At 42.1% G+C, this 23,138-nt stretch carries 22 protein-coding genes; all 22 read left to right on the top strand.

What is annotated here, in order from left to right:
* Positions 1 to 93 precede the first annotated feature (93 nt).
* The 22 genes from KHM83_RS09755 (at position 94) to KHM83_RS09650 (ending at position 22,920) form a co-directional block, all read left to right on the top strand.
* Positions 94 to 429: a DRTGG domain-containing protein gene (locus KHM83_RS09755; RefSeq protein ID WP_213236826.1), complete on the top strand. Its 336-nt coding sequence runs from the start codon at positions 94 to 96 to the stop codon at positions 427 to 429.
* Positions 429 to 1,127, top strand: a complete 699-nt coding sequence (locus KHM83_RS09750; RefSeq protein ID WP_213236825.1) for a PHP domain-containing protein — start codon at positions 429 to 431, stop codon at positions 1,125 to 1,127. Before KHM83_RS09755 ends, KHM83_RS09750 begins: the two co-directional genes overlap by 1 nt.
* Positions 1,128 to 1,132: 5 nt before the next feature.
* The gene (locus KHM83_RS09745) at positions 1,133 to 1,693 is read left to right on the top strand and encodes an ATP-binding protein (protein ID WP_213236824.1); all 561 of its coding nucleotides are present in this window, start codon (positions 1,133 to 1,135) and stop codon (positions 1,691 to 1,693) included.
* The gene (locus KHM83_RS09740) at positions 1,690 to 1,863 is read left to right on the top strand and encodes a hypothetical protein (RefSeq protein WP_213236823.1); all 174 of its coding nucleotides are present in this window, start codon (positions 1,690 to 1,692) and stop codon (positions 1,861 to 1,863) included. The genes KHM83_RS09745 and KHM83_RS09740 overlap by 4 nt, the downstream gene beginning before the upstream one ends.
* A 385-nt stretch (positions 1,864 to 2,248) precedes the next feature.
* Complete coding sequence (gene typA / locus KHM83_RS09735) at positions 2,249 to 4,096, top strand: translational GTPase TypA (protein ID WP_213236822.1); 1,848 nt, start codon at positions 2,249 to 2,251, stop codon at positions 4,094 to 4,096.
* 508 nt (positions 4,097 to 4,604) lie between these two features.
* Positions 4,605 to 5,855: an amidohydrolase family protein gene (locus KHM83_RS09730; protein WP_213236821.1), complete on the top strand. Its 1,251-nt coding sequence runs from the start codon at positions 4,605 to 4,607 to the stop codon at positions 5,853 to 5,855.
* Between the two features lie 281 nt (positions 5,856 to 6,136).
* The gene (locus tag KHM83_RS09725; protein WP_213236820.1) at positions 6,137 to 7,516 is read left to right on the top strand and encodes a sigma-54 interaction domain-containing protein; all 1,380 of its coding nucleotides are present in this window, start codon (positions 6,137 to 6,139) and stop codon (positions 7,514 to 7,516) included.
* Between the two features lie 180 nt (positions 7,517 to 7,696).
* Positions 7,697 to 8,074, top strand: a complete 378-nt coding sequence (locus KHM83_RS09720; protein ID WP_213236819.1) for a hypothetical protein — start codon at positions 7,697 to 7,699, stop codon at positions 8,072 to 8,074.
* Positions 8,075 to 8,079: 5 nt separating this feature from the next.
* Positions 8,080 to 9,900, top strand: coding sequence for a DUF5702 domain-containing protein (locus KHM83_RS09715; protein WP_213236818.1), 1,821 nt, complete (start codon positions 8,080 to 8,082; stop codon positions 9,898 to 9,900).
* Positions 9,893 to 10,507 (top strand): hypothetical protein, encoded by a 615-nt coding sequence (locus tag KHM83_RS09710; RefSeq protein WP_213236817.1) that lies wholly within the window; start codon positions 9,893 to 9,895, stop codon positions 10,505 to 10,507. Before KHM83_RS09715 ends, KHM83_RS09710 begins: the two co-directional genes overlap by 8 nt.
* A gap of 94 nt (positions 10,508 to 10,601) precedes the next feature.
* Entirely contained in the window at positions 10,602 to 11,204 is a 603-nt protein-coding gene (locus tag KHM83_RS09705; protein ID WP_213236816.1) for a protein kinase domain-containing protein, read from the top strand.
* Between the two features lie 89 nt (positions 11,205 to 11,293).
* Complete coding sequence (locus tag KHM83_RS09700) at positions 11,294 to 12,964, top strand: glycosyl hydrolase family 18 protein (RefSeq protein WP_213236815.1); 1,671 nt, start codon at positions 11,294 to 11,296, stop codon at positions 12,962 to 12,964.
* Positions 12,965 to 13,521: 557 nt separating this feature from the next.
* Positions 13,522 to 14,712 (top strand): carboxylate--amine ligase, encoded by a 1,191-nt coding sequence (locus tag KHM83_RS09695; protein ID WP_213236814.1) that lies wholly within the window; start codon positions 13,522 to 13,524, stop codon positions 14,710 to 14,712.
* 47 nt (positions 14,713 to 14,759) lie between these two features.
* Complete coding sequence (locus KHM83_RS09690; protein WP_213236813.1) at positions 14,760 to 15,590, top strand: PHP domain-containing protein; 831 nt, start codon at positions 14,760 to 14,762, stop codon at positions 15,588 to 15,590.
* Between the two features lie 145 nt (positions 15,591 to 15,735).
* A complete protein-coding gene (locus KHM83_RS09685; RefSeq protein WP_213236812.1) occupies positions 15,736 to 17,103 on the top strand; it encodes a polysaccharide deacetylase family protein in 1,368 nt (455 codons plus the stop codon).
* A 255-nt stretch (positions 17,104 to 17,358) separates the two neighbouring features.
* The gene (locus KHM83_RS09680; protein WP_213236811.1) at positions 17,359 to 18,249 is read left to right on the top strand and encodes a Rossmann-like and DUF2520 domain-containing protein; all 891 of its coding nucleotides are present in this window, start codon (positions 17,359 to 17,361) and stop codon (positions 18,247 to 18,249) included.
* A 1-nt stretch (position 18,250) separates the two neighbouring features.
* Positions 18,251 to 19,081 (top strand): 3-methyl-2-oxobutanoate hydroxymethyltransferase, encoded by an 831-nt coding sequence (panB, locus tag KHM83_RS09675; protein ID WP_213236810.1) that lies wholly within the window; start codon positions 18,251 to 18,253, stop codon positions 19,079 to 19,081.
* 20 nt (positions 19,082 to 19,101) lie between these two features.
* A complete protein-coding gene (panC, locus tag KHM83_RS09670) occupies positions 19,102 to 19,953 on the top strand; it encodes a pantoate--beta-alanine ligase (RefSeq protein WP_213236809.1) in 852 nt (283 codons plus the stop codon).
* Positions 19,954 to 20,098: 145 nt separating this feature from the next.
* Complete coding sequence (gene panD / locus KHM83_RS09665; protein WP_213236808.1) at positions 20,099 to 20,482, top strand: aspartate 1-decarboxylase; 384 nt, start codon at positions 20,099 to 20,101, stop codon at positions 20,480 to 20,482.
* Between the two features lie 50 nt (positions 20,483 to 20,532).
* Positions 20,533 to 21,438 carry a UDP-N-acetylmuramate dehydrogenase gene (murB, locus tag KHM83_RS09660; RefSeq protein WP_213236807.1) on the top strand — a complete coding sequence of 302 codons (906 nt, stop codon included), beginning with the start codon at positions 20,533 to 20,535 and terminating at the stop codon, positions 21,436 to 21,438.
* 226 nt (positions 21,439 to 21,664) lie between these two features.
* Positions 21,665 to 21,967 carry a hypothetical protein gene (locus KHM83_RS09655; RefSeq protein ID WP_213236806.1) on the top strand — a complete coding sequence of 101 codons (303 nt, stop codon included), beginning with the start codon at positions 21,665 to 21,667 and terminating at the stop codon, positions 21,965 to 21,967.
* A 134-nt stretch (positions 21,968 to 22,101) separates the two neighbouring features.
* Positions 22,102 to 22,920: a DUF6597 domain-containing transcriptional factor gene (locus KHM83_RS09650; protein WP_213236805.1), complete on the top strand. Its 819-nt coding sequence runs from the start codon at positions 22,102 to 22,104 to the stop codon at positions 22,918 to 22,920.
* Positions 22,921 to 23,138: the final 218 nt, after the last annotated feature.

The following is a 23,138-nucleotide window of genomic DNA, read 5'->3' as shown; positions in this document are numbered from 1 at the left end:
ACTTAAAGCTGATAGCATTGTTATCAAGCATTACAATAAAGTATGAAACATTGAAAGTAAAGGATTAAGAATTGAAAGAATAAGGAGAATGATATGATCACCGTAAATGATTTGGTGGCAAATTATGATTTTACAAAGCTGTCGGCCGAGACGCTTAACAGGACAATTGAAAATGCTTACTCATGTGATTTATTGAGTTGGGTCATGGCAAAGGGGAAGCATAACACGGCTTGGATTACGGTTCAGACGCATAATAATATTTTGGCTGTTGCAGCACTTTTGGACTTTGCATGCGTCATTATTCCAGAGGGCATTAAAGTCGATACAGAAATTATTGAGAAAGCTAATGAACAAGAGATTATACTGTTGTCAACACCTTTGGATGCCTATCATATTTTCAAGATCCTATATGAAGCGGGTATTGAGTAGTGAAACTGTCTTATGACTTGCATATACACAGTTGTCTGTCGCCATGCGGCGACGATACGATGACGCCTAACAACATCGTCAATATGTGTGCGCTGAAAGGATTGGATGTTATTGCCGTGACAGATCATAATCATTGCGGCAATGTTCCACCAGTATATGCACTGGCGCGTGCGCAAGGGATTATATGTATTCCGGGCATGGAAGTGCAAACGCGGGAAGAGGTACATGTTCTCTGCTACTTTGAAACGATTGAGAAGATGCAGTCTTTTTTTGATATATTTGATACGTATCGGCTGCGGTTGCCAAATCGTCCCGATTATTTTGGTGAGCAGTATTTCATGGATATAGAGGATGTAATTGTTGATACTTATGCCCACACATTGATTACGTCGATGGATTTGAGTTTTGAAGCGCTCATTGCATTGGTGAAGCAATACGATGGCATTGCCATACCGGCGCATGTTAATAAGGGTAGCAATAGCATTCTTGCCAATTTGGGATTTATGCCTAAAACAGCTGATATCAATACGGTTGAAGTATTCAAAGGGGCGCCGTTGCCGGACGGTATTTTTGATCATTACGTCCAATTGTTCAATTCTGATGCACATGCACTAGCTGCTATATCTGAACCTGAACATTTTATTGAGGTGGATGAAAAAAATATAACGGCAGTGTTTAAGTGTTTGCGGGGAGCGTGATTTGATTGAGAGAATTGTCATTACACATTTTAGATATTGCACAAAATTCGATTAAGGCAGAAGCTGAAACGCTCAGAATTGCTATTATTGAAGACTACCAAAGCGATTTGCTGACGATTAAAATCAAAGATGATGGCGTCGGTATGGACGAAGAGACAGTGAAGCGTGTTGTTGATCCTTTTTACACGACGCGGACGACGCGAAAAGTAGGCCTTGGCATACCGCTCTTTAAGATATCTGCACTGCAATGCGGCGGCAGTTTTGAAATTAAAAGTCAACTGGGAAAGGGTACAGAGATCATTGCTACGTTTCAGTATAGTCATATTGATCGTGTACCGCTTGGCAACATGGCGGAAACGATTGTTACCATTTTAAATGTTTGTGAAGATATGGATCTTATCTATACCCATCAAATTCAAGGTAGGACGTTTACACTGAATACAAAGGAAATTAAAAAGCTGTTAGAAGGCATATCCATTAATAATGTCGAAGTTCTCAGCTGGCTTAGAGGCTACATCAATGAAGGTCTGGCAGAAATCAGTATAGAAGAGAAGGTTGTCATATGAGTTATCGCAAAGTTGGCCTTATTCTCATTGCACTTAGTATCATTGCCATGTTTTTTGGATCAGTGGTGCCTATTGATCCCTATGTTCGCGTGGCATTGACGACGTTTATGCTGGGATCAGGTGTATTCTTGATTTTCTTTAAAGGTTATGATGATAATGATATGGATTAGTTTGAACGAGACATCACTTGCAGTATGCAGTGATGTCTTTTTATGTGAGGTAAAAGAAGAAAAAAATCCCATTTGGCCCGGTGCATATATGGATGCATTAAAATAATGCTCATTTGTAAATTTACTGTTAAAATAAAACTTTAAGTATCTTTTAAATCAAAAATGTTATACAATATATAAGTTGTATACAATAATAGAAATAATCGTAGATACCAGACTTGAAGATGCACGTCATTAATTTGACAATACACCTAATGATACGATTATGTCATACAATACTCTTGTGTCACCATGCTGTAATGGGTCGATAGCAGGACAGTACAGCTTTTTATAAATGCGCTTGTCTGCGCAGATTGAAAGTATCATATTAGATTAGGAGTAAAAAATGTCAAATCGTAAAGGGATCATTAATATTGCCGTTATTGCACACGTCGATGCCGGAAAATCGACACTCGTCGATGCATTTTTAAGCCAAAGCGGCGTGTTTAGAGCCAATGAGGCCGTTCCTGAGTGTGTTATGGACAGCAATGATCTCGAGAGAGAACGTGGAATAACGATTTATTCCAAAAATTGTTCCATTATGTACAAGGATTATAAAATCAACATTGTCGATACACCTGGACATGCCGATTTCTCATCGGAAGTTGAGCGTATTATGAAAACCGTTGACGCGGTTATTCTGTTGGTGGATTCAAGTGAAGGTCCCATGCCGCAAACGCGGTTTGTCCTCAAGAAATCGCTTGAGTACGGCTTAAGGCCAATTCTGATGATTAACAAAATTGATAAAAAAGATCAACGTGCAGAAGAAGTCGTCGACTTGACGTTTGATCTCTTTGTCGAGCTCGACGCATCTGATGAACAGCTCGAGTTTCCAATTATCTACGGGATTGCAAAACAAGGCATTGCAAAATACGAAATTGAAGATGAAAGCACTGATTTAACACCGCTTTTCGAAACGATTCTATCACATGTTAAACCTTATGACGGTTCATCAGAAGCGCCGCTAAAAATGCAGATTTCATCACTTGGCTATGATGAATACGTTGGTAGGTTAGGGATTGGCCGCATTGTTCAGGGAACGATTGAACAGGGCGGACAGGTTGCTGTATGCAAGCGCGACGGCAGTGTTGCCAAATCAAAAATTGGTAAACTCTACGTTTATGAGGGATTGGCCAAAACGGAAGCCAAATCGGCAGTTGCCGGTGACATGGTCGTTATTTCAGGAATCGCTGATTTATCTATTGGCGAAACCATCTGTGCAACAGATGCCGTTGATCCAATGCCGCTTATTGAAATTGAAGAACCAACGCTTTCAATGAATTTTCTTATCAATGATTCGCCTTTCTGCGGTAAAAGCGGTAAATTTGTTACAAGCCGTCATATTAAGAGTCGTCTAGAGAAAGAACTTGAAGTCAATGTCGGTCTGCGCGTCGAAGCGCTGGATTCTGTACAAGACGGTTTTAAAGTTTCGGGCAGAGGTGAACTGCATTTGTCCATACTACTTGAGAATATGCGTCGTGAAGGCTATGAAATAGCCGTGTCAAAACCACAAGTACTGACAAAAGTTATTGACGGCGCACGTTGCGAACCGATTGAAAAAGTAACGGCGATTGTGCCGGATGAATACGCAGGGACTGTTATATCAGAACTCAATCAGCGCAAAGGCCAAATGGAAACGATGTCGACAGAAGACGGCCATACGCGCATTGAGTTTACAGTGCCAACACGTGGGCTCTTGGGCTACCGCAGTGATTTTATCAATACGACGCGCGGCGAGGGTATTCTGCTTCGATCGTTCTATGAATATGAACCTTACAAAGGTGAAATACCAAAGCGCAATAACGGTGTACTCGTATCACAAACCGGTGGTACAGCAATGGCCTATTCGCTTTTCAATCTGTCTGAGCGCGCAGTGATGACCATTGATGCCGGTACAGATGTGTATGAGGGGATGATCATTGGTATTAATTCCCGAAAAGAAGATATGACGGTTAATCCGACAAAAAATAAAAAATTGACCAATACGCGTGCTTCAGGTTCAGATGATGCGATTAAACTATTGCCGCCAAAAATCTTTACCATGGAAGAAGCACTGACATTTATCGAAGATGATGAGCTTTTGGAAATCACTCCGGATTCACTTCGTTTGCGTAAACGTATTTTAAATGAAACGGATCGTGTTCGCGCTCGAAATCGCGTCAATCGCGAATTGACAGATCGGGAAATCGGCTAATTAACATGTTGAAGAGACATTTTTTCTAGCCAATAAAATGACAATTAATGAAATGCTTTGCATATTAAAATGCACCCTTCACCCTTTTGGATAGCGATCGAAAAGTATCTGGTGAACGGGTGCATTTTGCTGTTTTTGAAATGGCAATAATCCTTATAATAGAAGGAGCGTTGAAAAAGCATCAGTCAGCAAATAAATTCGACATGCGAAAAGAGAGGATACATGTTGCTGCATGGTGCAAGACGTGCAATATTGCATGTATGAAATGATTGGAAATGCAATGCTGGTGATATATCGCACGCCGAAACATGCAATAATGCATGTTGTGAGGTTGGTTATAATCGAAACAGTGCGAAAGTGCACGGATTTTATTGATGGGAGGCTTCGAACATAAAAAAATAGATCAATTCGTACGGTTTTGCCCTATTCTTTTGTTGGCATAAAGTTTGCGTATGATAAAAGGTATCACATTATCAATGAAAGAGGCTTGAATAAGAGGGAGGCCATGATGTATTTTGAATTAAGACGTATCACAGATACCATTCCGATCGTAGATGATCATGCACATGTGGGCATAACACAGGCAGTTAGTGAGCTAGGGGCTCAAATCAAGCCATTGCTTCCGGCATCAGATGTCTATTTACCGCCGGCGCAGAGTTCTTTTGGCTTTCCATATTTAGAGGCATTGCACGAAGAAGCCTATGTGAACTATTATGGCTTCGTACCTGAAGACCTCAATCAAGCAAGTCAATATAAAAAACTTGCGGCGGCCTATGATGCAAAACGACGTGACCTGAAACAGACATTTAATGATTTTATGAAAATGGGAAATGTCGAACACGTTATTTCTAATCTCTTCTTGCCGGAAGCGCTAAAAAATGAAAACAATATTTCGCTGATCCCAATGATTGATCCGTTGATGTACCCTTTTGGCGATTATTTTATAACAGACCGGCCGATGGCAAAACCATATGTGCTGAGTTTTGGGCATATACTGAGTGAGATGAAAAGGGCATACGGTGTCTGTGACGAGCCCAGTTATATGGAATACATGGCATTGGTCGATCGCGTGCTGGATGATTATAAAAGCAAGGGGTATAAAGGGTATAAAATCATTTCTGCATATGTTAGAAGTTTGCATTTTGAAAAACCTTTAGAATCAGGTGAAATACTATATGAAGCGGCGCGCGGTGGCGATGCTGATTCCTATCGTGCCTTTCAGGACTTTATTGTTTGGAAAGTGATGGAGAAATCAGCACAAAACGGGATGCCGGTACAGTTGCATACGGCTTTGATTGATGGGCATATTGATGTAACAGATCCTATGAATCTATCTGATTTTTTAAAAGATGAAACGACCTATAATGCCAAAATTGTTTTGCTGCATGCCGGTTATCCGATGTTTGACAATGCTAAAATGATGGCAATGGCATCGAAGCCGCTGACGGTTAATAATGTCTATATTGATATTTCCGGCAGAGTGATGTTTGCTAACCATCCGGCTATTATTGCGAAGATGTTGAGGAATTTTTTAGAAGTGCCGGCATTGTGGAAAAAGATCCTCTACGGATCAGATACGCTTCTAGGCGAACGATTTCTCTTTACTTGTGCAAAGACGGGTAGAAAAGCAGTTTACTTAGCTTTGGCCGGGATGATTGACGAAGGAATCATCAGCGAGAGCATGGCTGTACAAATTGCAAAAGACATTTTACGAAACAATGCCATTCGACTCTATCAATTGCCGCTTGAAATCATGTAATTATCGTTTGATTAAGTGATTTGAAGGCTATATTGGATAGGAGACTGTATTTAAGACCGTATTTAAGGCTGACTATTTAGATGACCGTCAAGCGTTGCAAATAAGTGTGAAATATGAGAATATTCATTTAAGACCACAAAAATAGAGCCGAAATAAAAGCTTACCATAAAAAGCAAGATGAAGCAGATATACGAATAAAGGGAAAAGTTCGAAAGATATAAACGAGAAGAAAGCACAAAATGAGGATTTAGAAAAAAGATGGCGTAAAGGGGGAAGATTCGATGCATGATGCGGCGCTATATAAGATGATGCTTGACACCATGGCATTTGGGATATTTGTAACAGATCAAAACGGATCAGTCGCATATGTCAATCAATCAATGCTGGATTTAGTAGACCTGGACAAAGCGGCATTTATGGCGCTGGACTTTGATGAAATGTATCGGCAGGGACTGATAAAACGCAATATTACAAAACGCGTGCGGGAAAGTAAGAAGCCTATGTTTTTATCAAACACGTACTATACCGATGAGGGGAAAGGGCATAAAATCATTGGTTTTTCTTCACCTATTTTTGATGAACACGGCAATGTTCTTTATGTCATGTCAATGACTATGGGACATTTACAAGAGTTGCTGCTGAGTGTTTGGATGGAAGGCGAGAGTGTAGAGCGCGAGTCAGAGCAAATGACAGATCAGTCTTTAGAACTGATTTACGAAAGTACTTCGATGAAACGATTGGTTGCACAGGCAAAACGCGTTTCAAAAGTTGATACAGCAGTGCTCATTACCGGTGAATCCGGTACCGGCAAAAGTGTTTTGGCAAGATATATTCATAATGACAGCCGATTTGGCGGAAATGAACTCGTAGAAGTCAATTGTGCGGCATTTCCAGAAACACTGCTGGAATCAATGTTGTTTGGTTATGAAAAAGGTGCTTTTACCGGCGCGCTGGCGACAGGGAAACCCGGTATGATTGAAGCCGCTGAGAATGGGACACTCTTTCTCGATGAAATTGATTCACTTTCATTGAATTTACAGGGGAAATTATTAAAAGTTCTTGAAGAAAAAAAAGTTCAGCGTATTGGATCACTGAAATCACGAGCGATCAATTTTAGGTTGATTACAGCGACAAATGCGGTTTTGGAAGAAAAGGTAATGGAGAAAGCGTTTAGAGCCGACCTCTATTATCGCATTAATGTCTTGCCATTGACGATTCCGCCGTTGCGTGAAAGACCAGAAGACATTCGTGTCCTCAGCAAATACTTTTTAGCAATGTTTTGTAAACGGTACGATAAAATTAAACTATTAACCCCAACGGCTTACAAGGATTTAACGGCATATCACTGGCCGGGTAATGTAAGAGAGCTTAAAAATTTTATCGAGCGCCTTGTCATTATGAGCGATAATGAAAAGGTGGAATTTCTCTACTTCCCGGAACTCTTTTTAAATGACGGCGACATGCAGGAGAATGAAAATCATCTCTTTAATGCACAGACATTTAAGGCAAGGGATTTTTCCTTAAAGACGTCGGTTGACAACTATGAAAAAGCACTGTTGTCATTTGTCCTATCGCAATATGGACTGAGCAAGGCAGCAGAAATATTAAAAGTTGATCCGTCAACCATTACGCGGAAACGTCATAAATACGGTATTGATTAAAGCCAATACAACACTTATTCAGCACATAATGAACAATAGCAATAAACCCTTCAACAAGCGATGGCTCACTGGGCGACTTATTAATAGTGATGAGCAGTGAGAAATTGTTGAAGGGTTTATCTTTTTATGTTAAAATGTAAAAAAATAACAATTATGTAAAATAAAACTTTGGAGGTGCCAATGCTGACTTTAGAATCAACGATTGCCTTTACGGTAGTCTTTATTTTGTTATTAGGTATTTTAGGCTTTTTTATTGATATTGCACTGGAGACATATGCGGCAATTGAGCTGGAAAATAATTTTTTAGCAGCTGTGAATGGCGTCAATAATTCATCAGGCAACAGCGGTATTGACGCTAATGTTCAGACGACAAATTTTATCTTGATGAAGCGCTATAAAAGTCATAAAACATTTACCATTGAAAATAGTGTTAATGCAGCGCTGGGGGCAGAATCGACAGAAATTGAAATTGAACGCCGCGATTATAAGTTTGTTTACAGGCGTCTGCTGATACTTGGACAGTATATTCACGAAGCAGCAAATCTGTTTGGGAGGTGACAGAAATGCTGAATCGTGTATCGCGTGGCAGTGTTTCTATTTTTGCTGTGATTGTCGTCCCCGTTTTTTTATTCGGTATTTTTACAATTTACCAACTGCTCGAAGAGCGAAAACTTGAGAACAATGCGATTATAACGGGCGTTGAGGTTTCTGAGGTGAGATTGGCCAAGTACAGCAGTGCGCTTTATGATGACTACCGCATTTTAGCCTATGAAAAAGGTGATCAAATGAATGATCTCTTTAATCAACTCATTGAGAGAAATGGTTACGGTGATCGCATTCGCTATGATGTTGCCTATGAAACGCTTTCCGATGCAGAATATTTTAAATCTGCGGTAGTGATGGCTGGTACTGCGGAAGGAGTTTCTGAAGTGATTGATCTGGCTTCGAGCTGGGCAGATGAAAAAATGGCGAAAGAGGGGGTCTATCAGAAATTTGAATCGGTCAAAAAAGTAAATGAAAAATTTCTGGATACATTTGAAAATCATCATGTAGCAGAGAAACTCAGTGATTTACGTGACTGTGTTGGGATGACGTCGGCGGCGATTACAGGCAGGCTCAATGATCTGTCAGAGGCAAAGCACGCATTGACACAAGTGATTGATGAGGCGCGTCCCACTTTTGAAGATCAAGATGCCTACGATCAAGATGTCGCTGCTTCAATAACACTTGCAAATGAAATGCAAGTGTTTATTGAACGAGGAACGCGAAAAGCATCGACGATGCGCATTGTTGAAAACGCTTTGGAGGGTGCGAACAACGAACTGCGTAGTCACAAAGCACGGCGAAGGCGATTGAGAGAAAGGATTCTGACTGCGCCTATCTCGCAGATTTCTGAAATCAATGAACGTATTCGGGATGTAAATGATGAGATAGATGATGATGAGGAAGCGATTGAACGGTTGGAAGAGCAGCTTGAAACGATACAGGAGGAGTTTTCTGCACAGGCAGAATCTTTCAGTGATACATATGCAAGTGAATCAAGCAGTCTTTGGGATCAGCTGAAATCGGTTAAGGAAACGTTTTCGACGTTTTATGATAATACCGTAAGCGTTATCGCAGGCGGTGAAAATGATGCGATAAGACTTAAGCGAGAAGCCTTCGAGCAAATTAGTATAGAAATTCACGAAAAAATGATCATCAATGAATTTTGCCTTGGCGTATTAAAGAGCAAAGACCCCGGAACGGTGCGTAATTTTGATTTTACTAATAAGAAAGCAGATCGAGACGGCACTTATGAAGGGGAAGTTGAGTACTTAATAGGGCATACTTCAAATGATCAATTTAATCAAACGATTGTAGATGGCAAGATTCTCGCAACCAGGACATTGAGCAATGCTTTAACCTTGTTGACAGATGCGACGGCAAGGCAGCAGGTAATTAGTGTGACAGTAGCAATTCCCATGCCTTTTCAGGTGCTGGCTCAAGGGGCACTGGTAACCGCGTGGAGTATAGGCGAGTCGATCTATGACATAACGGCGCTGCACAATGGCAAAGGACTACCGCTGGTGAAGACATATGCGGATTTTGAACTGAGTTCAACAAACCTTATGGCAACAGTTGCCACAGATATTGCAGCCATGACCAGTGCCCAGACGACGAACGGTCATGCCGGTACCAGCGATATATTGGATACCGACTTGTATTATCAGGATTACTTAAGACTACTGCTGTTAGCGCAGCCTGTGGGGGAAACAATGGCTTATTTGCAAACGATTCTGGAAACAAATATTGGTTCGCCGCTCACGGATTATGCTGTTGGTCATCAGGTGGACATCGTGCTGGATGACCAAGTCATTATGACGACGGAGCGTCACTATGAATAGCATAGAAATGAAACAACCAGATCATAGAAGCAGTCGCCGGGGCAGTATTGCCATTGAGAGCCTTATTGTAATGACGGTTACAATGCTGATTACATTTACGGCAATTGGATTTGTCTACAGTATATTTGTAGAAACGCGTATTGTTGGTGAAATGCAGACGATCTCAAAAGAAATGTCTGTGATTATGTCTGCGACCTTAACGTCGAATGAGCTTCCCGTCAGAGAGGTCAATCGATTGGCACTGGCCGGATGGGGAACGGCACGTATTAGAAGCAAATGCAATGACTTAGAGCTTGTAACGGCTTACAGCAGCGCCACGAGCACATTAGATAATGAAGGGGTTTTTATCTGGACCCTTACATATGATATTTCATTGCCGCTCAATGTCATGAGAAAGAAATTCTCGGTTCCGGTTTCAGCTGCATTGGTAGGGGATGCCATTAAACCGGAAAGTACAGTCGTCTATATCACGAGAACCGGCGAATGCTACCATCGAGAGACCTGTTATCATTTAAGACAGAGCAAGATCAAGACGACGCTTGAGAAGGCGCGGGCTGACGGTTACAGAGCATGCAGCCATTGCAGGCCGCATCGATCGACACGCTGATCATGATGATAAGATTTTAATAAAAAGTGAATAAGGACAAAGGGGGCAATGCGTACAAATGTGGGAAAGAGAACAGATATTTAATGAGAATTGTATGATAGAAGTGAATGCGATGACAGGTGCTAAGCGCGTAAAAAAAACACTGCCGCTGCATCGCGGACTTGAAGAAGTTAAAAATTTGAAGGCACTCAATGGCATTCGTGGGATTCCGAGTCTTATGGACTATCAAGTCGGCGATGGTATTATGCATTTATTCCTTCAATATGCCGAAGGTGTTTCGCTGGATCGATGTCAGCAACCTTTTGACGACTTATTCAAGGAGGGTTTAAGAATTCTGAGTGCAGTTCATGATCGACATATACTGCACCGTGATATTTGTCCGAGGCATCTGATTGTTGATGAAACCGGCAGTTTGACATTTATTGATTTTGGTAGTGCCACGTGTCAGGAAGCACAGGATTCGATCGTTGGAACCATTGCCTATGCAGCGCCTGAGGCGCTCTTTGAGCCGGCTAAATACAACGAGACTTCTGATATATTTGCCTATGTTAAAACATTTTATCGATGTTATGAAAACCGTTTAAAATCATTTAAGCCGGATCAGCTCAATGTGCTCTCAAAAGCTTTGGCCTTAAACCAGGCGGATCGCTATGAGACGGCAGAGGATTTGAACTCAGCCTTTAATCGATGTCTGTAGCACTAGTTGTAACGGCACTGTAAAGCGCATCTCTCTGATGTCGTGATATAATAAAGATAGAAAATATTAGACATTAGCGAGGAGGCATCATGAAATCCAAATTGGCCATTGCCGTATTACTCATTTGTGTTATTGGGCTTAGTGCAAAGCTCTTTTTTTTAAATCAAAGTTATCAGTCGCTGTTGACATCGCTTATTGATGAAGAAGCAGATTTCAATGCTGTGTATCTCAATGATCAACTGATTGGGTCGGATTATTTGACAGATTATGAAGGTCAGCATTATATCGCACTTGATTTACTGACGCAGTATATTGATGAGACGGTGACGCTTTCAAATAGCGGACAGCGCATCTATGCAGATTTATCTGAGATTGCTTTTGACGTTGGTGATGAGGCGATTCAAGCATACCTTGAAGCCAATATGAGTGCCGTCAACGTTCCGCTTATATACAGCGAAGACCGTGCGTATCTCTCTTTGGATACAGTCTGTCGGCTTTACGCATATCGCTATGTGTATTTCGATGAGACAGGTGCCCTGCTGCTTTATGATGATAGGACGAGTGTCAGTACGGGCACGTTGCAGCAAGGCGCAACAAAATATAAAGCGCTGCCGAATGGCTTCGCGAAATACAGTGAGACAGGTGTCAGTGAAAAGATTTATATGCTTAGCAGTGCAGATGATTATGCTTCTGCGCTCGATGCCGCAGGGCATTTTATTTACTTAAAAGAAAATGTTCAGACCACACCGTTGCCATTTGAGCCGCAAGTGGTATACGATCCTGTAAAACTATCGACAAATGAGCCGATCAGCTTGACGTGGGAGGCGATTGAACAGTTCGGCAATAATTTTTCGAAACTAGAAACGCCATTTGAAGAGGGTGTTAATGTTGTATCGCCAACGTGGTTCAACTTAAATGTCAACGGTATTCTCATCAACAGTGCAGAGCTTTCTTACGTGCGAACGGCACACGAGAAGGGTGTAAAAGTATGGGGATTGGTTAAAAATAATTTTGATCCAGATTGGACACATGACCTATTAACCAATGAAATTGATCAACGTTACGCTGTTGCACAGCTGCTTTTTTACAGCGCGTTTTACGAACTCGACGGTATCAATTTTGATTTTGAGAACATGTATTTAAAAGATCAATCTGCATTTTCAGATTTTATTGCACACGCTTCAGAGATGCTCCAAGCGGCAGATTTAACGGTGAGTATTGATGTGACAAGGCCTGGCGGCAGTGATCAGTGGTCAAAAGTTTATGATAGAACGCGTCTGGGACAAGCAGTCGACTATGTATGTCTGATGGCGTATGATGAATTCTGGGGATCAAGTCCGCAAAGTGGTCCCGTTGCCTCATTGCCATGGACAGAAGAGAGCATTCAAATGACGTTAGAGGAAGTACCGGCGTCAAAAATACTCTTGGGAGTGCCGCTCTATATGCGTGTGTGGGAAGAAACGAAGAACAGCAGGGGAACGTACGTGAAAACGGGTTCAAAAGCCATAACAATGAATGGTTTGGCACAGATTAAAGCAGATAAAGCGTTGGAAATTCAATGGGATCCGGATTCCGAACAATACTACGGAGAATATTACGAAAATGATAAAAAGTATCGTATTTGGATTGAAGATGAAACATCTCTGCAATCGAGACTCAATTTGGCTGAAAACTATGAACTGCCTGGAATTGCTACATGGCGACGTGGTTACAGCTCGGATCCGATTGATTTGTTCCTCGAGAAATGGTTAAAGGAGTAGGTTGCTGCTCAAGTTGCAAGTTAAATGTTCGTAAATTTCATTTTTATTAAAAAAAATCAAAAAACCGCAAAAAAAGACTTGAATTATGCAATGACATTCGATATAATATTCACATAAAGAATAATTGTATACAAAAATACTCGAGGACAACTATGTGAGGTGATTATATGAGAAATATTGTTAAAGGCAACCAATTCAAAGTCGAATTTTGTAAGCGTTGTGGCGATGAGAAAAAAGTTAACAAGTTTGGATTATGTAAAGGATGCGAGAGTGAAGTTGATTTAGAATATTCGCTCATGTATGAAACGAAGACAAAGGAACACTAAACTTTTTAAACGATAGAAGCCATTATGAATGCAAGCGGTTTGGACGATAGTCTAAGCCGCTTTTGGTTTTTTGAAAAACATATTTATTGACAATTTGCGTGTTCGCATTAGGGCTGATTGACACGGTTTAGGCGATTTGATACAATTTTGATACTTATCGGACAGTGTTGCCGATAACCGTTTTAACGAGATAATAAATTATTTCGTTCAAGCTATTTTTCAGGAGGCGATATGAGAGAAGTCGTCATTACCGATATACAATATAGGATGACCATGACGGCAATATGGTCGTTGGGCAGAAAAGGAATTCCCATAACAGCGGTTGCTTTTGAAAAGACAAAGCCTTATGAGCGATTGGGTTTTTTTTCGAAATATGTGACCCAGCAAGAAATTATTCCAGGGCCCGAACAGTCTAAACAGGCATTTATCAATCAATTGGCCGCCATCGGCAGTCGTATTTTGGAGCGAACTGGCGAGTGCCCCGTATTGATCGTGCCCAGGACTCAGACACATGAATGCATTGTGCAGTACAGTGAACTCATTAAGCCGTATTTTGAATATCATTTGGTCTGTCATGAGAATTTGGAAAGGGCCAATAATACTTTTTTACTTTCAGAAGTTGCAGGTGATGTCAATGTGCCGTTTCCCGAAACGACATGGTTGAAGGAAAATGAAACCATTCAGTCATTGGCGAATCGACTGACATATCCGGTTGTTGTAAAATATAGATTTGCTGAACGCTTAACGCTTAAACCGGAACAGCGTTATCGCATTATTGACAATGCCAATGACTTTGTTGCAGCCTATTCAAATATGCACGCCATTCAATCATCACCTTTGGTGCAGCGGTATGTCACTGGTAGTGGTTTTGGCGTCTCATGTGTCTTTGATGCTTCACACGAACCAACGGCGATCTTCTGCCATAAGCGATTAAGGGAGTATCCTGTCAGCGGCGGGCCAAGCACGCTTTGTGAGAGCATATGGGATGACCGTATGGTGCGTTATGCTGTAGATTTACTGAAAGCGTTAAATTGGCGAGGGTTTGCCATGGTTGAATTTAAGGGCGAAATTGGCGGTGACGTCTACTTGATGGAAATTAATCCGCGTTTCTGGGGGAGTATGATGCTGTCGCTGCAAGCTGGCTGCGATATGCCCTTTGCCTATTATAAATCTGTCCAGCGATTGTCTACGGCGCATCAGGGTCAAATTTCATTTGGCAACCGTTATCAGTTGGGGGTTCGTATGCAGTTTATCTTACAGGATTTTTTAGCCACCGTCTGTAATATTCGGAAACGTCCTATGGGGCTTTTAAGTTATTTTAGCCATTTGCTCAGTCCGTCGACCAAAGATGGCCTGTTGAGTTTTAGTGACCCGCGGCCGGGTATTAAATACATCATGAATGCCTTCTTGCATCGGCAATAAAATTAGCATCACAGTGAAAGCATCGCCTTTCAACTTGGAGTAAAAATATGAAGATAGATTTTCATGTTCATTCAGCAATTTCATTAGATTCCTATATGCAGTTTGAAACGATATTGGAACGCGTTGACCTTCGTGGATTAGATGGGGTCGTCATTGTTGATCACAATAATATGTCTGAGGCTGAAACACTTAACGAGGTGATCGAAACGCATTATAGGAATATAGATCCCAAAAGTCGGCCGCTCATTATAAGGGGGGCAGAATACTCAACCGAGTGCGGCCATTTGATTGTGCTGGGATTGCGAACGCCCCTTGAAGCAATTCTAATGTGTGAAGACAGACGTTATCAATGTACCGCTGTTATTGAGGCGGCGCGTTTGCAGGATGCTTTTATTATCTTGGCGCATCCGTATCGCATCAAGGGAAAGCAGCCTTCAGAAGAACTGCTTCAAGCGGTGGATGCCATAGAAGTATATAATGCGCGCTCAGCTTATTTGCGAAATAATTTTCAAGCAAATGCGCTGGCTGTACAAGCGGCAAAAAAATATGGTAAACCAATTGTCGCAGGTAGTGATGCACATTTACCTATGGAAGTGGGCAATGCCTATTTGGAAATTGACTGCCCAAGAGATGTTTTTTCACTGGAGCAGTTTGCCGCTTATCAAACGCAGGCATTTGGTTTTCCGACGCATCCCATGTATGAGTGCATAAGTCAAGGATACAAGGCGATTTGTCAGAAAAACCCCGTTGCACTTTTAAAAAATGCCGTGAAACTTTTATACAGTCTTTTTTTAGCCCTCAATCCATCGGGAAGAGCACTGGAAGGATTGATTATGACTTATTATGGTGAGACTGTGGAGGCGCTGAGAGATCAGTAATGATCAGTCATGTGATAATGCCCCAACTGAGGCACTTTTGAAAGCAGATCTGTAAAATGACATTAAGATGGGATTAATACAGGCTGCTGTAGCCATTATGAAATTGAAGGTTTAACGAATAGGAAGAGATGAGTGAGGAAAGGCTATGATTGGATACGATAGTTTGAGAAAGATAAATCGTCAGTTTAAGCAAATCAAAAAAGATCGCGCTGGAAAATTTCTTTCGCCTGTAAGGCGCATTGAGCGCGTATATCCTTTAGCTTCAAAACGCATATGCGCCATGACCTTTGATGACGGTCCCAGTGCATTGGCGCCATCGCCCGATACTGCGGCAACTGGGAAAGGGCTGACAATGCAAATAAATGAGATCCTTCGTTCCTACGGCGCAAAGGGAACTTTTGATATTATTGGCACAACGGCTGACAATTATCCAGATCAGCGCGGTAAGCTGCATACTGCAAGCTGGGGAGGGCGTAAGCACGATCATTATCCTGATTTTGAAAGAGATGCATTAGCGGGTGCGGCGAATCAGCCAGAGCTGGTGAAAGCGCTGTTCGAATCTGGCCATCAACTGGCTAATCACGGTTATCGGCATGTTTTGTTCGGCAAAAATAGAATGGTCTATGGCAAGCGGGAAACTTTTCATAATCTCATTGAAGTTGTTGAGGACTTAACGACTTTAGAGGATGCCGTCGAAGCGCTCACTGGAAATGGGATGCGGTTTGCGCGCCCGCCTCACTATATCGACCGTATCAAAGACGGTTATGATGCCTATGATGCCTATGCCATTATGGGTTATCATTATATGGCGGCTAGTTATGACGGCGGCGGATGGATGCCGTCGAGCGGCAACTATGAAAAGGATGTTGAGGCAATGGTAGCGCCAATGCGAGAATTGCTTGAACGCGATCCAAATGCCTTAAATGGACAGATTATTTTTCAGAAAGACGGCTGTAATATGTCGCTTCAAACACCAATCGCCGATGCGCTGTCAAAGCAACTCGCGCTGCTTGAATCCTATGATTATGAAGTCGTCTCTGTGGCAGAACTGCTAGATTTGTCCCCATTTGAAGATTTTGGTGAGGGCATGCCGGGCTTTGAAGCGGCACGCAGCATGGATCATGCGGGCTTTATTGTAGGTTATCGCAATAACACTTTTCAGCCAAACCGGAAAATGACCATTGGTGAACTCGTCACGATGGTAACGCCCAGAGATTATTATAAAATGCTGCGGGAGGAACTGCTTTCGGAACCACGGGATAAGCGGCTGAACGTTCGAAAGTACAGAGCATCATATGCGAAGCATCTAGCGTATGCACGGTCAATGGGGTATTTAAATCGTATTGGAACCGTCAATGCAGAGGCAGAGGTGTCGATGGAGTTTATGGTTGATTTTATTGGTGGCGTTGCCAAAGCGGTTGGAAGCCATCACGCTTATGTGAAAGAGCCTGCAAGCGAAACCTATACACGTGCAGAAGCTGTTGAAATATTAGCGTCAGTCTTGTTTGGTTAAATAATTGTTAAAAAAAAGTAATATTTTGTTTTAGATAGTGTGTTATAATAAATGCGATAGTACCTAATGGACTATACGCAATTTGGATTTAGAACGCACGAAAATGTATAAAAAACAAATACTGCTCTGAGCATATGCCCGAGACAGGAATAGCAAGGTTATGATACCATAGCTCTTTTTGTCTTGTGCAAAAAGAGCTTTTTAAATGGAGAAAAAGGTTTAAAGTATCAATGAATCTTTAGAATGGAGAAGAACATGAAAATTGGATTTATTGGCGCCGGCAGAGTGGGACGCTCGCTTGGACAGGATTTACATCGTAAGCATTTTAATGTTATCGGCTATTACAGCAAAACATTGGATCATGCTGAGGAGGCGGTAGCAGTCGTTGGCGGTGTAGCATTCAAGTCAGCTGAAGCACTCGTCAAAGCGTGTGATTTTGTGTTTTTAACCGTTAATGATGATGCTATCCAAAGTGTTGTCAATTTACTCCTTACAATTTCGATGCGGTTTGATGACAAGATCATTGCACATACCAGTGGTGTTCACGCGTCTGAGCTAATTGCGCCGCTCTTTGAGAAAGGCGCATCAGGCTATGCCATTCATCCGCTTCAAGCATTTGCTTCTGTTGAACAGGCGCTAAAATTGCTGGGGCAGACAGTTTTTAGTGTAGAGGGAACCGGATTGACGCATACCGACGGTCAGCCGATCGCCTCAACGCCATCAGCGCAAAAGGTTATTGACCTCATGAATCGCGCTGATTATGAGCACTTTGTCATGCTGGCGGAAGATAAAGCACTTTATCATGCGGCCGCGGTGATTAGCTCTAATTATCTCGTCGCAACACTGGATTTCGCACTCAGCCAGTTTGAAAAAATAGGTTGTGATCAGCGATTTGCAATGAAAGCATTATTTCCATTAATCCAAGGTACCATTGATAACATTGATCGCTTGGGAACGGTAGATGCCCTAACGGGTCCTATCGCAAGAGGGGATGTCCATACCGTAGAAAAGCATCTTGCAAAACTGTCGGGGGAAGATGTAGTGCTTTACAAAGCGCTAGGCCGACGGACGCTTGCACTGGCGGATGCAAAGGGGTTATCGAGGACGTTAAGCGATCAGTTGCTCAATCGACTTAAGGAGGATTAATATGGCAACAAAGAGTGTCAGCACATTTTTAGAAATGAAGGCAAAGGGTGAAAAAATCACCATGTTGACGGCATACGACTATAGTATGGCCAAGCTTCTAGATGATGCAGGTGTCGATAGTCTGCTCATTGGCGACTCTCTTGGCATGACGATGCTCGGCTATGAGAACACGCTGTCCGTGACGATGGAAGATATGCTTCACCATGTTAAAGCAGTGGTGAGAGCGGCAAAACAGGCAATGGTCATTGCCGATATGCCTTTCCTTTCATATCATACAACACCGGAAGCGGCTGTTTTAAATGCCGGAAGATTTATTCAGGAAGCGGGTGCACATGCTGTTAAACTCGAAGGCGGATTTGCCGTAAGGGATAAAATCGAAGCGATTATAGCCGCTCAAATTCCCGTGCTTGGCCATTTGGGTCTGACGCCGCAATCTGTCAACATGATGGGCGGCTTTAAAGTACAAGGCAAATCTGAAACACAGGCACGCAAACTTATTGAAGAAGCAAAACTGCTTGAATCGCTGGGTTGCTTTGGTATTGTACTGGAATGTGTGCCGGCTAAACTCGCCAAGATGATTTCAGAAGCGATTAGTATTCCGACAATCGGCATCGGTGCAGGCAATGGCTGTGACGGTCAAGTGTTGGTAATTCAGGATGTGTTGGGCATGTATGATGCTTTGAGTCCAAAGTTTGTTAAGACGTACGCCAACTTAAAAGTTGCTATTCAAGATGCGACAAAAGCGTATTGTGAAGAAGTCAAATCAGGTGCTTTTCCAGAAGAAAAGCATACGTTTAAAATAAATGAAGAAGTATTAGAAAAGCTTTATTAAGCAAGACCAAGAGGTGAAGAATGAGAGTCTTAGAAACCGTTGAAGCCGTAAGGGCCGCCGTCAAAAATGCCAAGTTAAAAGAACAGGAAGTAGGGCTGGTCCCGACAATGGGCTTCCTTCACGATGGACATCTGTCTCTGATGAAGCGGGCGCGAATGGAAAATGAGTTGGTAGTTGTCAGTATTTTCGTCAATCCGACACAATTTGGGCCAAATGAGGATCTTGAATCCTATCCGAGAGATCTTGCAGCCGATTTGGCGAAGTGCGAATCCGTTGGTGTCGACATCGTCTTTACACCATCTGTGTCAGAAATGTATCCAACGGGTTACAGTACGTATGTCAATGCTGAAGGCAATATTACAAAGACGCTTTGCGGTGCTTCCAGAGAGGGGCATTTTAAAGGCGTTACATCAGTCGTTACGAAACTGTTTCATATTGTTGCACCGACAAGAGCCTACTTTGGTCAAAAAGATGCCCAGCAGGTGGCTGTTATTCAGAAAATGGTACGGGATTTGAACTATGATCTGGAAATTGTTCCTTGTGAAATCGTACGCGAAGCGGATGGGTTGGCCATGAGTTCTCGAAACACGTACCTAAGTGAAACACAGCGAAAAGAGGCGTTGGTATTGAGCCAGTCGCTTAAAATTGCGAAGCAGGCGATTGATCAGGGCACAAAGGAAGCGTCAGCAGTTATTGAAATTATGAAAAAGCACATTGAAACAGCACCTTCGGCTACTGTTGATTACATTCAGATTGTCGATGCGCGTTCGCTGGAAGACCTTGATATCATTCGAGGTGAAGTGCTTATTGCAATGGCTGTTCGCATAGGCAAGACGCGACTCATTGACAATATGAGATTCATCGTGGTGTGAGGCCTATTCTTGAAACGCGATGATGAATATAGAATATGAAGCTAGGCAGTTTATCAAATTGTTGAAATGTTTTACCAAGAAGATAGCGGTAGGCATTCTAGCGAACCGTTATAGGCATTAGAGAGAAGTATATTGGAGGTCAACCATGTTTTTGAACATGTTTAAAAGTAAATTGCACCGTGCGACGGTAACAGAAGCGAATTTAAACTATGTGGGAAGTATCACCATAGACAGCAGCTTGCTGGATGCAGCGAATATTTTGCCCGGCGAAAAAGTTCAAATCGTTAATAACAATAACGGCGCACGTCTTGAAACTTATACAATTGCAGGTGAACCGAACAGCGGTGTCATCTGTCTGAACGGCGCTGCGGCGCGTCTGGTCCAGCCAGGCGATACCGTCATTATCATTGCCTATGCGATGATGACCGCAGAAGAGGCAAAATCATTCGAACCCAATGTCGTTTTTTTGGATGATCAAAACCGCATTGTTGAAATTGATCACGTTGAAAAACATGGAGATATCAAGTAGGCTGTGCTACAATATTAAATAATACGGCAATACTTGAAAAGGAGCAGCACATGACAGTCGATTTTCAAAGTTTAATGGCAATTGACCCGCAATGTACGATTCAATACCATGAACCTTTAAAGAATCACACGACATTTAAAATAGGCGGTAAAGCTGATATTCTCATAATACCGGGATCAGTGGATGGAATCGCAATGGCTATTGAGCTCTGCCGTAAGGCAGAGCTTCCCTATGTCATTCTCGGCAATGGTTCAAACGTCCTTGTAACGGATAAGGGATTTCGCGGTGCGGTTATCAAGGTTTCGGCCCCCTTTAGTCAGGTAACCGTTAAAGGAACAGAACTGGTGGCAGAAGCAGGTATTTTGTTGTCGATGCTGGCAAATGAAGCGAAAGAAGCATCGCTCTCAGGACTGGCTTTTGCATCGGGGATTCCCGGCACGTTGGGTGGCGCCATTTTTATGAATGCAGGTGCTTATGGCGGTGAGATGAAAGATGTTGTCACATGGGTGGAAGCATTGACACCGGAGGGGGATATCATCAGACTGACACCGGAAGCCATGCAGTTTGGTTATCGAACCAGTATTGTCAAAGCGAAGGGGTATGTTGTTTTAAGATGCGGCTTAACACTCCATAAGCTTCAGAGAGAGACAATACAATCAGAAATGGATGACTATACGATGCGCAGGACATCGAAGCAGCCTTTGGAACTGCCAAGTGCAGGCAGCACCTTTAAACGTCCGACAGGTCATTTTGCAGGACAGTTAATTGAAACGGCAGGATTGAGAGGACTTCGATATGGTGACGCACAAGTTTCGCAGAAGCATTGCGGTTTTGTTGTCAACAGAGGACAGGCAACTTGTGAAGACGTGCTAACACTCATCGGCATTATCCAAAAGGTCGTGTATGATCATGCGCATGTAAGACTGGAGCGAGAAGTACAGCTTATCGGCGAATGAGATGCTGAAGGATAAAGCGGCATACTGAATGATGAAGGCCGTCTATTTGGCTTTATGCGAAGATCGCTTTAATGAATTGCAAAAAATGAATTGCAAAAAATGTAATAAGGGATAGGCAAATGATAAGGGCTTATTCCTTTTTTAATGGGATTTTAAGAAAACTCTCAGTGTCTTGTAATGGGCATACGCTACAATAAATATATCGGACAGAATAGGAGGCAACCTCGTGAAACGCATGAATTGGCTGGATTCTGAACAGGTGACATTGATGCTCAGAATTCTTATCACCATTAGTCTCGTACAACTTATTTTTATTGGATCGGGCTTCTTTTTCAGCCATTACTATTTTGACTTGGTTGAAGGGATGCAACTGCTGGCACATCTTTCATTTTTTGTATCAGGTGTCTTAATCGTTGAAGCTGCGCTTCGCCATATCAAACATTTTCAGAATAGGCGTCTTCTCAATGTTTCTTTTGGTCTCGCTTTAATCAGCGAGCTTTCACTTTTTATCAAGCAAATTTTGCAGTAAAAGGACTTGCACGATTACCTTAGTAAACGCGTTCAGAAATGGGTAACATATTAATAGCAAGTGAATAAGAAAACAGACTGAGCAAGCCGTCATACGGCAATGTGATTGTCAAAGCAGTTATAATAGGAGTTTTTATGACCATTAGACAATTTTTACCGAATCACAGCCTAAAAAATGAGGTTGATTATATATGGGCAGTTACAATTGAAAATATGACAGAAGCTAATCAGAATGATATTATCATGCCGCTGGGACACGTCAATATCATTTTTAATTTTGCATCGCGCTATTATATGATTGATAAGAATCAAGGACTGCTGATACCGGATGCCGCTATTATCGGACAGATCAAAAATGCGAAGCATGTTCGTTATGGAGAGACCGTTGACCAAATTGGGATATCATTAAAGCCAGCAGGTGTCTTAGCCTGCCTTCAAACGCCGAGTATTGCATTGACAGAAAAAATAGTTGCTGCGGATACCGTTTCATCCTCACTTGATGCATTGTATACAGCTGTTGAGGAAGCTGAAAGCATGCCGCAGCGCATTGAAAAGATTTATGCATATCTCGAACAGTGCTGTACTGCGGGCAGAGAAGACAACCGAGGGCGTTATGAACGTGTGGTGGAGATGACAGCATATGTCGAAACGTATTGGGAAGCGCTCAATATATCGGCAATGGCAGCCTATTTTAATGTTTCGGTTAGCGCTTTGGAACGCTTTTTTAAAAAATATGTTGGGTTATCGCCAAAAGCGTATGGTGAAATTATCAAATTTCGAAAAAATGTTGAAGATGAATCGCTTCGAAAAGATATTAAGAGCCAGTATTATGATCAATCGCACTTAATCAAGCAGACAAAAAAAATGTCAGGCAAGACGGCGGGAACGCTTGAGCGTGTACAGGATGAGCTGACGCTGCATTACTTGATTAAAGGCGAACCACCCTCGCAGTGATAAATAATCACTGCCAGTGCGTCAACTACTGCAAACGCCGATTTTTTACAATACAGATTTGTCCTTCTTTGTTATGATGGGGTCATCAAATCTTTATGAAAGACTAACTATAAAAAGTCAAGTCTTAAAAAAAATAATTCCAAGGAATAATTATTGAATAAAAATGCATGACAAAAAGACCTAATCACTGGATAGGCTACACTATGTCTAAGCCACCC

This window comes from Fusibacter paucivorans (assembly GCF_018390735.1).
Classification (GTDB): Bacteria; Bacillota; Clostridia; order Peptostreptococcales; family Acidaminobacteraceae; genus Fusibacter; species Fusibacter paucivorans.
This window is presented reverse-complemented; position numbering and strand designations above follow the sequence as displayed.

What these genes read in the sequence shown, in the direction of transcription:
- KHM83_RS09755 (WP_213236826.1), top strand. Translation starts at nt 94, where the DNA reads ATGATCACCGTAAATGATTTGGTGGCAAATTATGATTTTACAAAGCTG.
- KHM83_RS09740 (WP_213236823.1), top strand. Translation starts at nt 1,690, where the DNA reads ATGAGTTATCGCAAAGTTGGCCTTATTCTCATTGCACTTAGTATCATT.
- typA (WP_213236822.1), top strand. Translation starts at nt 2,249, where the DNA reads ATGTCAAATCGTAAAGGGATCATTAATATTGCCGTTATTGCACACGTC.
- KHM83_RS09730 (WP_213236821.1), top strand. Translation starts at nt 4,605, where the DNA reads ATGTATTTTGAATTAAGACGTATCACAGATACCATTCCGATCGTAGAT.
- KHM83_RS09725 (WP_213236820.1), top strand. Translation starts at nt 6,137, where the DNA reads ATGCATGATGCGGCGCTATATAAGATGATGCTTGACACCATGGCATTT.
- KHM83_RS09720 (WP_213236819.1), top strand. Translation starts at nt 7,697, where the DNA reads ATGCTGACTTTAGAATCAACGATTGCCTTTACGGTAGTCTTTATTTTG.
- KHM83_RS09715 (WP_213236818.1), top strand. Translation starts at nt 8,080, where the DNA reads ATGCTGAATCGTGTATCGCGTGGCAGTGTTTCTATTTTTGCTGTGATT.
- KHM83_RS09710 (WP_213236817.1), top strand. Translation starts at nt 9,893, where the DNA reads ATGAATAGCATAGAAATGAAACAACCAGATCATAGAAGCAGTCGCCGG.
- KHM83_RS09705 (WP_213236816.1), top strand. Translation starts at nt 10,602, where the DNA reads ATGATAGAAGTGAATGCGATGACAGGTGCTAAGCGCGTAAAAAAAACA.
- KHM83_RS09700 (WP_213236815.1), top strand. Translation starts at nt 11,294, where the DNA reads ATGAAATCCAAATTGGCCATTGCCGTATTACTCATTTGTGTTATTGGG.
- KHM83_RS09695 (WP_213236814.1), top strand. Translation starts at nt 13,522, where the DNA reads ATGAGAGAAGTCGTCATTACCGATATACAATATAGGATGACCATGACG.
- KHM83_RS09690 (WP_213236813.1), top strand. Translation starts at nt 14,760, where the DNA reads ATGAAGATAGATTTTCATGTTCATTCAGCAATTTCATTAGATTCCTAT.
- KHM83_RS09685 (WP_213236812.1), top strand. Translation starts at nt 15,736, where the DNA reads ATGATTGGATACGATAGTTTGAGAAAGATAAATCGTCAGTTTAAGCAA.
- KHM83_RS09680 (WP_213236811.1), top strand. Translation starts at nt 17,359, where the DNA reads ATGAAAATTGGATTTATTGGCGCCGGCAGAGTGGGACGCTCGCTTGGA.
- panB (WP_213236810.1), top strand. Translation starts at nt 18,251, where the DNA reads ATGGCAACAAAGAGTGTCAGCACATTTTTAGAAATGAAGGCAAAGGGT.
- panC (WP_213236809.1), top strand. Translation starts at nt 19,102, where the DNA reads ATGAGAGTCTTAGAAACCGTTGAAGCCGTAAGGGCCGCCGTCAAAAAT.
- panD (WP_213236808.1), top strand. Translation starts at nt 20,099, where the DNA reads ATGTTTTTGAACATGTTTAAAAGTAAATTGCACCGTGCGACGGTAACA.
- murB (WP_213236807.1), top strand. Translation starts at nt 20,533, where the DNA reads ATGACAGTCGATTTTCAAAGTTTAATGGCAATTGACCCGCAATGTACG.
- KHM83_RS09650 (WP_213236805.1), top strand. Translation starts at nt 22,102, where the DNA reads ATGACCATTAGACAATTTTTACCGAATCACAGCCTAAAAAATGAGGTT.